This window comes from Nostoc flagelliforme FACHB-838 (assembly GCF_014698065.1).
GTDB lineage: Bacteria > Cyanobacteriota > Cyanobacteriia > Cyanobacteriales > Nostocaceae > Nostoc > Nostoc flagelliforme_B.
In genome coordinates this window covers 1-11,567 of record NZ_JACJSI010000191.1, presented here as the reverse complement: position 1 = coordinate 11,567, position 11,567 = coordinate 1, and the positions used below count along the sequence as shown (strand labels likewise).

General features: G+C 39.5%; 14 protein-coding genes. 7 read left to right on the top strand and 7 right to left on the bottom strand.

What is annotated here, in order from left to right:
- The coding region (locus H6G97_RS36585; RefSeq protein ID WP_190945566.1) for a sigma-70 family RNA polymerase sigma factor at positions 1 to 438 on the bottom strand (438 nt) is incomplete at its 3' end.
- Positions 439 to 936: 498 nt separating this feature from the next.
- Here H6G97_RS36585 and H6G97_RS36580 point away from each other — a divergent pair.
- The 5 genes from H6G97_RS36580 (at position 937) to H6G97_RS36565 (ending at position 3,044) form a co-directional block, all read left to right on the top strand.
- Positions 937 to 1,383, top strand: coding sequence for a hypothetical protein (locus tag H6G97_RS36580; protein ID WP_190945564.1), 447 nt, complete (start codon positions 937 to 939; stop codon positions 1,381 to 1,383).
- A 349-nt stretch (positions 1,384 to 1,732) separates the two neighbouring features.
- Positions 1,733 to 1,939 carry a hypothetical protein gene (locus tag H6G97_RS36575; RefSeq protein ID WP_190945562.1) on the top strand — a complete coding sequence of 69 codons (207 nt, stop codon included), beginning with the start codon at positions 1,733 to 1,735 and terminating at the stop codon, positions 1,937 to 1,939.
- A 45-nt stretch (positions 1,940 to 1,984) separates the two neighbouring features.
- Positions 1,985 to 2,494 carry a helix-turn-helix domain-containing protein gene (locus tag H6G97_RS36570; RefSeq protein WP_190945560.1) on the top strand — a complete coding sequence of 170 codons (510 nt, stop codon included), beginning with the start codon at positions 1,985 to 1,987 and terminating at the stop codon, positions 2,492 to 2,494.
- Between the two features lie 83 nt (positions 2,495 to 2,577).
- On the top strand, positions 2,578 to 2,748 hold the full coding sequence (locus H6G97_RS51945; protein WP_206759144.1) for a hypothetical protein: 171 nt from the start codon (positions 2,578 to 2,580) through the stop codon (positions 2,746 to 2,748).
- A complete protein-coding gene (locus tag H6G97_RS36565) occupies positions 2,724 to 3,044 on the top strand; it encodes a transposase (RefSeq protein ID WP_190945558.1) in 321 nt (106 codons plus the stop codon). Before H6G97_RS51945 ends, H6G97_RS36565 begins: the two co-directional genes overlap by 25 nt.
- A gap of 86 nt (positions 3,045 to 3,130) precedes the next feature.
- On the opposite strand, the gene H6G97_RS36560 is transcribed toward H6G97_RS36565, so the two are convergent.
- A complete protein-coding gene (locus H6G97_RS36560; RefSeq protein WP_338421920.1) occupies positions 3,131 to 3,820 on the bottom strand; it encodes a Crp/Fnr family transcriptional regulator in 690 nt (229 codons plus the stop codon).
- 246 nt (positions 3,821 to 4,066) lie between these two features.
- Here H6G97_RS36560 and H6G97_RS36555 point away from each other — a divergent pair, with 246 nt between their 5' ends.
- Complete coding sequence (locus H6G97_RS36555) at positions 4,067 to 4,690, top strand: chemotaxis protein CheB (protein WP_190945556.1); 624 nt, start codon at positions 4,067 to 4,069, stop codon at positions 4,688 to 4,690.
- 538 nt (positions 4,691 to 5,228) lie between these two features.
- On the opposite strand, the gene H6G97_RS36550 is transcribed toward H6G97_RS36555, so the two are convergent.
- Positions 5,229 to 5,612, bottom strand: coding sequence for a response regulator (locus H6G97_RS36550; protein ID WP_190945554.1), 384 nt, complete (start codon positions 5,610 to 5,612; stop codon positions 5,229 to 5,231).
- A gap of 1,358 nt (positions 5,613 to 6,970) precedes the next feature.
- On the opposite strand from H6G97_RS36550, the gene H6G97_RS36545 reads away from it, so the two are divergent.
- Positions 6,971 to 8,254 (top strand): GAF domain-containing sensor histidine kinase, encoded by a 1,284-nt coding sequence (locus H6G97_RS36545; protein WP_190945552.1) that lies wholly within the window; start codon positions 6,971 to 6,973, stop codon positions 8,252 to 8,254.
- Positions 8,255 to 8,318: 64 nt separating this feature from the next.
- Here H6G97_RS36545 and H6G97_RS36540 read toward each other — a convergent pair whose 3' ends face one another.
- The 4 genes from H6G97_RS36540 to H6G97_RS36530 all read right to left on the bottom strand — a co-directional run.
- On the bottom strand, positions 8,319 to 8,801 hold the full coding sequence (locus tag H6G97_RS36540; protein ID WP_190945550.1) for a carboxysome distribution maintenance protein McdB: 483 nt from the start codon (positions 8,799 to 8,801) through the stop codon (positions 8,319 to 8,321).
- Complete coding sequence (locus tag H6G97_RS36535; protein ID WP_190945548.1) at positions 8,756 to 9,562, bottom strand: AAA family ATPase; 807 nt, start codon at positions 9,560 to 9,562, stop codon at positions 8,756 to 8,758. Before H6G97_RS36535 ends, H6G97_RS36540 begins: the two co-directional genes overlap by 46 nt.
- Positions 9,563 to 10,564: 1,002 nt before the next feature.
- Positions 10,565 to 10,693: a hypothetical protein gene (locus H6G97_RS54990; protein WP_277883386.1), complete on the bottom strand. Its 129-nt coding sequence runs from the start codon at positions 10,691 to 10,693 to the stop codon at positions 10,565 to 10,567.
- A gap of 122 nt (positions 10,694 to 10,815) precedes the next feature.
- Positions 10,816 to 11,567 (bottom strand): hypothetical protein (locus tag H6G97_RS36530; protein ID WP_206759143.1); only part of this gene is annotated, 752 nt, incomplete at its 5' end.

Genomic DNA, 11,567 nt, shown 5'->3' with positions numbered 1-11,567 from the left:
GGTTATTGCTTGGCTAATCCACCAGTAGGCGTAGGTTGATAATTTATAACCTCGGTTGGGATCAAACTTTTCTATACCCCTTTGTAAACCTATTGCTCCTTCTTGGATCAAATATAGAAATTCCAAATTGCGGTTTTGATATTTTTTAGCAATAGATACTACCAGCCGCAAGTTAGCTGTCACCATTTTTTCTTTGGCGCGTTGACCTTGTTGAAGGATTGATTGTACTTCAGCTTCGCTTTGCCCAAGTGAAGCGGCTAATTCTCTTGCAGTTGGTTGTCGGTTTAGTTGGAGTGCGATCGCTTGCCGCTGCTGTTCAATTGCCATCATCTGTTGCACAAGTCTCCCCAATGTAACTTCTTGCTCAGGAGTTAGCAGAGGATAACGTCCGATTTCTTGAAGGTAGGAGCGAACTAAGTCAGGAGTTGAACTGGACATACTTTCAATTAATTGTGACGAATACTTTTATTTTTCGTTGAGTAAAATATTTTAGTAAGAATTCAAGAGTAATAATCCAACTATTCTGAATAGTTAAAGAATCAAATAAAGACTTGATAAATAAATATCCTAGTCTTAATAAACTCCTTATATATTTTGCTTCTGACTGCTGGGTGCGGAATTCTTACATATTTTATCTCAAGGAATAGCTAGTAAACCAAATCTTTATCAAAAACTTAAATTATTATTTATATTGGTAAATAAATTTGTATACATAATACTCGAAAATTTTAACAAGGTAAATAGTAAAAACTGTTTTGTTTTGTGAAAACGAAGAACTTTGGCTCAGTTAATAAAAAGAGACGCTACGCTAAATTTTGAGTGAAGTCCTCTCTTGAAGAGAGGATGTGTTCAAATTCGCTTCGCATTTGAACAAGCCTTAAAAACGCTTTGCGTAAATCAATTGAAAATTACAAATATTTAGTTGAGAAAAAAATCATGGATATCCAATCTCTACTCACCTTGGCAATCGTAGCCATCTTTTGGGCATTCGTTACTCTCGTTATGTTCCAGTTCATTAATGGACTATTTGTATCGGCTGCTTACGCTAGTAATGTGGTTTCGGTTAGCAATGGAAATATAGCCGCTTCTACAATCCCATCAGTATCAGAAGTAATCACACCACAAGCTCGGACTTTTGAAAAATTGCCAGATCCTTGGATGGTAGAGGATGAAGTCATTCATTGTACCAGTAATGAAGCAGTTATTATCTCATTCCCTACATTGAGATTACTGCCTCCAGTTAAAGAGATTTCATCACAACCAAAACGTACTACTCGTTCCAATAAAGCTAACAATTCTGCCAACAAGTCACCGAAAACTAAAAAGGCTGATGTAAAGTCTTCAGGCAAGCGCAAGCCAGGTAGACCGCGTAAAGCTGGCTAATTCGCTTTTTAACCTTCGGCTGATCACCGAAGAATAAATGTCTGAAAGTTTAAAAGCTCAAATGAGGCTAATGAAGAAGGGGAAAGGGGAAAGGGAACCAGTAACTTAAAAGCTCTTATTTCAAATAAAAACGCTGCTAAGTTCTTGCACTACATGTCTCAAAAATCTTCTTTTTTTGTTCTTCACAATTAAGATAGGGGCTTTATACCTTGTGGGGAAAAATTGTAAGTTCTGTGCCTTTTCCCCCTTTCCCTTTTTCCTTTTCTCCTTCTTGGTAATTGCCTCATTTATTAATAAGAGAAAGGCTTCGCCATAGCAAAAGTGAAAAAAGAATATTGTGAGTGATGCAATGGTACAGCAACTTTTCACCCAAGGTTTTCTGTTCGACTTCCAAACAGTATTAGATTATGGGCAATCAATATTAAGTGTTGGTCAAGAGCTTTTGAAAACACTACTTGAGAACCGCCCCCTGAACACGAAAACTGTTCAAGCCCAAATGAATCGCCACTTTCACGGCACGGCAGCAGATTTTCTTACTTATACCAATTTTATATGAGGCTGCATATAATAGAGAAAACAAACTCAATAAATTAAAATAACCATGAGCCGCCCTTTTAAGATTGAAATCACAGAGAGCGAAGAAGAACTTAAAAAACGTTTACAAACAGCGAATTTAGGAACCCAGAAAGAAAAGCTTATTATGCTGTGGTGGATAAAAAGCGGGCAAGTTAAGGAGCAGCAAGAAATCGGAAAACGCTTGGCAAAAGATACTTCAACAGTCACGAGATGGTTGCAGAAGTACAGAACTGATGGGATGTCAGGCTTATTAGAAATCAAGAAAGCGCCAGGAGCAAAACGGAAAATCGATGATGCTGCGATCGCAGCACTCTCAGAGGAGTTAAAAACAGGGAAAGGGTTTGCCAGCTATGGTGCAATAGTTGAATGGTTGAAACAAGAACATGGGCAAGATGTTGAATATGCAACTGTTTATGCGTGGGTGAGATATCGATTAGGAGCAAAGCTGAAAGTCCCACGCCCTCAAAGCCATAAACAAGACGAGAAATTGGTATCTGAGTTTAAAAAAAACTCGGCACCATTCTCAACTGTCTAGAAGAACATCTCGCACCTGGCAAGTGTGTTCGCTACTTGTGTCAGGATGAAACAAGGGTTGGACTCAAAACTCTTACAGGCAAAGTGATTACAGCTTCCGGAGTCAAGCCCACCGTTAAGGTGATATGGCCACGGGACAACTTTTGGATTTATGGTGCAATTGAACCATTAACTGGAGACCACAACATTACGAGTACCCAAAACTGGATGGCGAGTGTTTTCAACAGTTCTTGGACTGGCTATCTCAACAATTAGGTTCGGATTACGCTATTTTACAGGTTGACAAAGCACCCGCTCATACCAGTTCAGCAATTTGTTGGCCAGAAAATATCATTCCTCTGTTTCAACCACCATCAGCCCCTGAACTCAATCCCATTGAAAGGCTTTGGCAACTCCTCAAGAAACCTCTCAAAAATCAACTTTTCTCTTCTTTACAAGCTTTACGCGAACGCATCCAAGAGATATTCGACCAACTTACATTTGAGCAAGTAATTTCTGTCTCTTCTTATAACTTTATTCTAGAAGCTCTTTTCTATGCAGCTTCATATTAAATTGGTATTAGGCTAGCTTATTTATTCAGAATATAATAAATACTCTGTGGTTGTCGGCTCATACTTTGAGGATGGAGCCAATGACTTTAATTACCGTTGACTAAACGCTCAAACTCCGCTTTGACGACTTGGTAACACTCGCAGGTGGTAGCTTCTAGACCATCGCGGTCAAGGATAGTCATTTGCCCGCGAACATAGCTGATTAGCCCCGCCCTCTGAAGAACAGAGGCACTAAGGCTAACACTGGAGCGATTCACACCTAGCATTTTGCTGAGAAATTCTTGAGTGAGTGGAAAAGAGTTTGTTTCTACTCGATCGGCAGTCATCAGCAGCCAACGGCACAATCGCTCTTCTATTGAGTGCAGGCGGTTACACGCAGCTGATTGGGCGATTTGATTAAACAGCCCTTGCGTGTATCGTTGGAGCAGATCGTGCAACCGACTACTCGCAGTGACATGAGTTTTAAATGCATCTACTCTCATCCTCAATCCATAGCCAGGGACTTGTATAAAACACTCGCCCGGAATCCTATCGGCTCCCAGGAATACTGGAAGACCCACCATTCCTTCATTGCCCACCGTAGCCACTTCGATTGCCGAACCGTCTGTCAGAACGGTGAGCATAGAGGCTACGCCATAGTTGAGGAAATAGACATACTCAATTGGTTGGTTACGTAGGTAAAGGTGTTGTTTGAACTCTAGCGGCACAACCTCCATATAAGCAACAAGACGAGAGTATTCCTTAGAGGGTAGAGCAGCTAAAAGTTGGTTTTTCACAAGTGCAGGATTTTTGAAACAGAGATAGCACGAAGCTGTTTAAGCCAGTCTTATCTCTATTAAATAACCGACAGCAATCAAGAACATATAGCAAAAGGTTTATCTATTGTCAACAACTTATATTTGTTGTTTAAATAACATACAATAATTATGTGTTAGTTAGCTAACATAGCAGGTAACTTGTTAGACTGCCATAGCACTAATTAGACGATCGCTACTGAGCGCTAAACATTCGCAAAGAAAAAAATGGCGTTACAACAACGACACCGAATTCTGTCACACTTCCCCAATATTGCCTATAACATAGTGGCGATCGGAGCTTCTACAGGTGGGCAAAAGCCAATCATCGAAATTTTGTCGGCAATACCCGCAGATTTCCCGGCGGCGATTATTGTAGTTCAGCACATGAATCCTCTCTACCCTAGTCGTCTGGCACATATCCTCAGCCGCCATACAGCGTTGCGGGTAGAGCAGGCAAAATCAGGGGAGATAATGCGTCCAGGGACTGTTTATACTTATGTTCCAAATCGGCATATAGTAGTCGGTGCTAACGGTAAGCTGTCTCTGTTAGAGTCGCCAAAGATGAACTTTGTTCGCCCCTCAGTGGATAAACTATTCATGTCGGTAGGACTTAATTACGGAATGCGGGCGATTGCTGTTGTTCTAAGTGGGTTTGGCAGAGATGGTGCTTTAGGAGTGATAGCAATGAAAAAATATGGCGGCACAACGATTGCTCAAGATGAAACTACTTCGGAGTACTTCGATATGCCTTCATCTGCTATTGACACCGGGAAAATAGATTTTGTTCTGACACCAGAGGCGATTGCCAAGAGCTTGACCAGCTTGGTAATGAGGGAATTAGCAACATAAGGGGTAATTTATTAATTAACCCTGTTTTGTCACTCTCGGAAAACAATAATCAAAGCTTAATTCTGAAACTTTTATTGAGTCAAGCTTTGAACCTTTATTTTCTAACAGTAAATGAGGTTTATAGTTCAAATATGGAAATTTAAGCTCCCAAAGGTTTTCAGTGATTGGTTTCTCCCAAAGTGACAAAACAGGGATACTCAAGTTCACCTAACTGGTTTCGGTTGACTGCCACTCGAAAAATTTCACCTCGTTCATCATGGCTCAATACCTAGTCTGCGAGAAATTGGGATTTGGTTCTAGTGCAGAGTAGAGTACATACTCTTCATCAACTGAACTCGACTCGACAGGCCATCAGAAAGCATCGCGCATCCGCAGTGCCTCTGACCGCATCCACAGCGCTTCTTTTACAGCTTGTTGCGCCCAATCCATCTTTAATAATAGTCTGAGTGAAGACATCTATTCCTGCATCGACTCTGAAACTTTTCCACTTTCTCCACAACCCTTCCCGTGCTTGCTATTCACACCCGGATCAAATCAATTAACTTAACGATAAAATTGATTTGACTTTTTTGACAAATACATCAAGTTTAACTGGCTTACAAAGAAATCCAGCTATTTCATTGTTAAGAAAGTGTTCTTCATTAGTGGCTGATACAATCAAAATCGGTAGAGTATTTAGTTTTAAATTTTGCCGAACATAATTAATTACATCCCAACCACTCATATCTGGCATCATTAAATTTGTAATTAGTAAATTAGGTTTTTTCATCTGAATTTTTTCAATGGCTTCCGACCCCCTATTTGCAGTTGACACCTTATAACCTTCTGATTCTAAAGCAAGTTTCATGATTTTAACAAATGGTTCAATATCATCACAAACTAAAATATGTTTAGGAGAATTCTCTCGATTAATCTTGCTCATTATTTCCTTTAAGTTAGAAAAAAGCCTGTAGTTTGTGAATCAACTATAAAAACATTGCTGAGTTTTGTTTTCAAAATAATACTCTTCGTTGCCAAACTTCTTCTTCTATCTAATGAACAAGTCCAGGCAGATAAGGCATGGTTTCATGTAAAGTTTTCTAGTGATAAAAAATACAAAATAAAAGCGTTGGGATTTCAACCAGAAATGTTGAAATCCAGGTAAAGCTAGAGAGACTGTCATGCAATTAGGGAGCAAGATGAGTTAAAACATCATCACATCAATATATGCAGTTTCACGTATGGGCTAGAACGTGTAATAGGCGATTCAAAGGGGTTTTACTAGAGCTAATACCTCATGGCTCTTGTTGAAATTTGCTCTTTTGTGATTGACACGCGTCTACGAACTTACACCAGCTTCAGCGTTCTAATTATTCTGAGTTGCCTAACCCAAAACGAGTGTATAAGCTTCAACGTTTATAGGGCTTATTCTGTACAAACCACTTTTCACAGGCATCTTTGACAACTTTTATCTCTGATGAAGATAAAAGCTCATCTGCCTGACCAGAAGCTAAAATTTTAGTGGCAAGAACCGCTTTTTCATACGACACACCGCATTGAACCAGTTCAGTGCAAAATATTTTTTCTCTTTCTTCTACTGGTGTAAAGAAATTACTTGACGTTGCTAAACAGATGTAGGACTTATTTTAAAACTAGATAAAAAATGGCTTAATCTTGTTTTCAAAACAATACTCTTCATTACTGAATTTTTTCTTCTATCTGGTGAACACCTTTAGGCAGATAAAGCATGGCTTGATGTAAAGTTTACTAGTGATAAAAAATACAACACAAAAGCGCTGGCTCTCATTATGGCAAATTTATGTATTGTCAAAAATTGGCTTCCATTATGGCAAATTTATGGCACGCCAATGGCAAACCAATGGAAGGAGTGAAAATTCATTTCTCAACTAATTATGACTATTGAGAATTAGGGTTAAAACTGGCTCCCATTATGGCACGCTAATGGCATGGGTATTGCACAATGCCTTGCTTGATTACAGTGGTAGACCTTAACTTACTATTTTAACCAAAAATACGTAATTACCCGGAGATGGAGTTGAAATAAATTTTGTTAGTATCAAATTATACAGATAAACTTCCCAAAAATTGAGTCAAGGTTATTTGATTTTGCCTTTAATCTTACATGACATCACCGAGCGCAAGCAGGCGAAGCTGCTTTTAGACAGAAGCCTTGAAGAAAATACTAGCCGTGTTTCGAGTTTATTCGTTGTCTAGCGTGGATCTGGGTAATTATGACGGGTGGTATCTTTTTTTTGTGGTCTCCCATTAGAACGTCTCAATATGGAGCTTGAACGCCAGGTACAAGAGCGAATCGTTCAGTTGCAGCAAGCACTGGACTTTGAAGTAAGACTCAAACGGATCACTGAGCAAATTCGCAACAGTCTGGACGAAAGTCAGATATTGCAAGTGGTTGTGCAGGAATTAACCCTGGTGCTAGGTACAATCTGCTGCCATACAGCTTCCTATAACCTCGAATTTGCCACTTCCACTGTCCGTTATCAATACACAATCTCTGAATATGAAACTATTGCCTCGTCACTTTCATCTGTTGGTCAAGTAGTTTTCATGAACGCTTTCCCTGAAGTGTACCGTCAGCTTCTGCAAGGTGAGCATTTCCAATTCTGTGAAATAGATGTCAGCACGGTTCCCAAGCCGTTGGCAATTTTGGCTTGCCCGATTATTGATAATCAAGCCATTTTAGGAGACCTCTGGCTATTCAAACAGAAAACGGATGCCTTTAATGAGCTAGAAATCGGGCTGGTGCAACAGGTCGCAAATCAATGTGCTTTTGCTATTCGTCAAGCGCGTTTTTATCAGGCATCTCAACAGCAAATTGAGGAACTTGAACGATTAAATCATCTCAAAGATGATTTCGTAAGTACAGTTTCACATGAGTTACGCACACCCATGACTAACATGAGAATGGCGATTGAGATGTTAGAAGGTATTTTGAAACAATCACAGACACTTGAAGCTAAACACAGTAGTGCCACTCGCTATCTGCGAATTTTACGAGATGAGTGCCAGCGAGAAATGAGTCTGATTAATGACCTGCTGGATTTAACTCGTCTTGATATCAACACCGAACCATTAATGCTGACTACCAACAATCTTAGTGCATGGATTCTTCAGATTCTTGAACCTTTTGAAGAACGATTTCGTACTCAGCAGCAACAACTGCACATAGATATTCCGACTGAAATACCTGCCTTAACTACTGATTTCTTCCAATTAGAGGGTATTCTGGTGGAGCTATTCAACAATGCCTACAAATATACTCCTGCCAACGAAACTATTGCAGTATTACTACGTGCCACACCGTCAGCTTTGCGATTAAGCGTGAGCAATTCTGGTGTAGAAATTTCGACAGATGAACTTTCTCATCTCTTCGATAAATTCTACCGCATTCCCAGTCATAACTCTTGGAAGCATAAAGGAACAGGATTGGGGCTGGCATTGCTTCGTAAGCGAGTGGAAAAACTCCAAAGCACCATTATTGTATCTAGCGAGCAGAAGTGGATCACCTTTACACTGCAAATTCCTTGGAGCATAGAGCAGGATTAAACGGTTTAACAAGTGGTGGGGGTTTAAGTAAGTTATGCGGTAAACTGACAACGGCTTACCGCGATCAAGTTAAATTACCTGGTAAATATTTCGTCATGCTTTCAGCCCGACGGAGAATTCCAGCGCTCCTGCGTAACTGGCGACGAGCTTTAGCTATTTCTAAAACCTGTTGCATCATCTGCTCGTTTTGTGAACAAGCTAAAAAAGCAGCTTCTAAAAAAGTTTCTTTAGTAATACTCTCATTCGTACAAAGATATTTTAATCCTTTATCTACAGTATCTTCAACCCGTAAAGTGAAGGATACGAGGTTTTGAGGAGCCTCAGTTCCTAGCGTAGGCTTGGGATTTTCAGCTTGGATTACTTCTTCTAATTTTTCTTCTCTTTGGTCTAATGATAAGTCATCATCTGTTGTCAAATTATCATTAACTGCCAAATTCTCGTCAGCTTGCTTTCTGAAAAGCGAAGTTTCTCTTGGAGGAACAGTAGCTCGAACACGGGCTTTTAACCTACTGTTTGCGTCAAGGGGTTGTTCTTGTTCTTCAACCATTTTCTTTCTAGTACCTCAATAAGTTTGTTAAAAGGCAACTCCAAATTAGAGTGACCTAGTTCTTCTAAAGTTCGTCCAGTGTCAATCGCCTGTTTGTATCGTTCACTTTCTAAAATAGAAGGAAATACATCAAGCCCTTGTCCAACCTCATGCATATCCTGGATACTTGCTTCACTGCGTTTGGCTTGGGTACGGCCCACCCACCTGTCACGAAAGGGTAAAATTCCTAGAATCGCTCCTTCAAAAGCATCTACAGATTTGAGTTCTTCTACCAAATTCAAAGTACGCATTAGAGAGTGTAGTCCTTTTGATGAGGCTTCGACTGGTATTAATAACTCGTCAGCTGCAACTACTGTAGTTAAACAAATTTGAGTTCGCTGTGGTGGAGAATCGACCAAGCAAACGTCAAATGTATCAGATACCTCTTTCAATCGCTTTTTCAAAACCAGTTCACCCATCGCTGTAGTGGACAAATAATCTTGAATAGTCTCTAACCCATCATCTGAAGGAATTAGCCATAGATTTGAATAATTCGATTCGTAAATACCATCAAAAATACTGACCTGTTTTTTTAAAACCTCCAACAGAGTAGGTTGATTAAGTTCTACCTCATGCCCTAAATAAAAGGTCAAGCTTGATTGAGGGTCTGCGTCAACCATTAAAACCTTGTACTTTTTTTTAGCTAAAGCTCTAGCTAAGAAAAAGGAGCTAGTAGTTTTGCCCTGTCCTCCAGCAAGTGATGCAGCAGTGATTATTAACACCTAAACCTCCTTTTCTCAAAATCAGTACCATTTACAACAATTTAATAATTAATGCAACTAAACACTAATGCAACAAAACAACAATACAACAAACCATTATATAAACAAGGCAATAATAGGACAAGTTAACAAAATTACACCATTTAAGTAGATAGAACTAATAATTTAGGTTGCCAGACAACTGCATAACCCCTTTCTAGCAAACAGTACAGCTTTTATAGAGCTAACCCAGATTGTCTGTCATACGGTATAAAATATTTTATTCATACTGTAGTGTTAATGCAACAAAATAACAATGCAACAAACTACCACATAAACAAAGTAGTAATACAACAAGCTAACAAAATCACATTGCTTAGGAAATACAACGAATATTTAGACTGCTCCTTAGATGCATAACTTTTTGCTCATAAAGAATATCTTTTTTTACCACTAGTATTACGCTTTCGTGAATTGGCTATTTATTGGATAAGGGGGAAAGGGAAAGATTTTAACCCCTCACCCTTTAAAATGAACCCTTTTCCCAGCCCTAACCCAACAATTTTGGGTTGCCAGACTACTAGGCTAGATTTGTTAAATTATTGTATAGATAAAACATTAATGCAACATTTCAACAATGCAACATTGTAATAAAGCATTAACTTAACAAGTAAACAATGTAGTCAAAGAATATATAGATTCCGTAAGTACTGAAGATAGGATGAGATACGCCAACCTAAATCACAGCAGCGTCAATCGCTATTTCACCATTAGTAGCAGGATTAAGTTAGAAGCTGATAACGTCCTCGTCTCTTTATTGGGTTACGGGTTAATGAAAAGATTTCAAAATTTAAACGATAAGGCACATATACCCCATATAGGTGCTATATGTACCCCAAATATAGTTTTAAAAATTTATCAAGTTCTAGCACCTATATATACCCCATATAGCTGATGTATAGGGTACATTTCAAACATTTAAATTTTGTACCCTACTTGACCCCTAACGATGTAGTAATAGCATCATGAGTTCTGTTGCCGCACCATTAATAAAAACTGCAATTGTTGTGTAATCTCTTTGAGCCTGCGTAAATCTCCTTGAGTAACCGCTTTTTGATATTCAGCAAAGAATGCTTCGTATTGCTGATCCAAGATCACGTTGGCTGCCTCAGAAGAATCTTTTGCTTGCTGCTATTTATTTTTTTCCAGCCATAGGTCGGCCACTTTTTTAAAATCTTGATAGCTAAAATCTTCTTCATTCATAGTTAAGAAGCTTACTCCTCCTCACCTTGATCTTCCTCCTCCTCTTCCTCGTATTCATAATCTGCATAATCCTTCCCATGCTGCTCATACCACAGACGTTCTTCTTTAATAGCCGCCTCTCGCTGTATCCTTTTCCGCTCTGCCATCTCTGCTTCTAGGCGTTCTTGCTCTAATTTCTCCTTCTCAATTCTTTCTTTCAAAAGCCTTTCTCGTTCTTGGGTTTCTTGTTCTATCCTTTCACTCTCAAGTCTGATTAATCGTTGCTCAACTCGTCCACAGTAAAAATCTAATGCTTTACCCGTCGCCGCTCCGGTAACTGTACCACCCGCTAGAAAGATGAGTCCGGTTTTCCAGCCTTCAATCGGCCCACCGCTCCACTGCAAACTTTTTTGGTTAAACCATACCAGCACAGAGAAGACGGAAATTCCAACTACCGTATTGATCAGCGCAAAAATTCTTGGTGTCATCTCAGTCTGTCGCAGGATTAGCCACTGCCCCAGCCAGAGTATTGCACCAAAAATCACCGCAGCGATCGCACTCATGACAATATGATCTGGATATCTGAACGGATCTAATGCCATGTTAATGATCAATGGCACAAATATCAGCAGACAGAGCAAAAAGCCAATTAATAAGCCAACGACGCTTATCCCTATTTTGTCACTCTGGCAATAGTATAATAGAGTACAAATGCTAGAACCAAGACACAGAGTATGGTACAGCCCCGTCCAGCCGCACCAACAGTCAAATTCGTGGACGAATA